Source organism: Streptomyces sp. SP17BM10, assembly GCF_036322405.1.
Classification (GTDB): Bacteria; Actinomycetota; Actinomycetes; order Streptomycetales; family Streptomycetaceae; genus Kitasatospora.
On sequence record NZ_JAQYXB010000548.1, the window covers coordinates 1 to 221 of the forward strand.

The following is a 221-nucleotide window of genomic DNA, read 5'->3' on the forward strand; positions in this document are numbered from 1 at the left end:
AGTAGGTGAGCGATGGGGTGACGCAGGAAGGTAGTCCAGCCCGGGCGGTGGTTGTCCCGGGGTAAGGGTGTAGGCCGTGGGGTAGGCAAATCCGCCTCACATGTAAGGCTGAGACCTGATGCCGAGCCGATTGTGGTGAAGTGGATGATCCTATGCTGTCGAGAAAAGCCTCTAGCGAGTTTCATGGCGGCCCGTACCCCAAACCGACTCAGGTGGTCAGG

Annotated in this window: 1 rRNA gene; it reads left to right on the plus strand. The window is 59.7% G+C overall.

The annotated features are described in order from the left end of the window. Positions 1–221: ribosomal RNA gene (locus PUR71_RS14155) — 23S ribosomal RNA — on the plus strand; the annotation flags it as partial.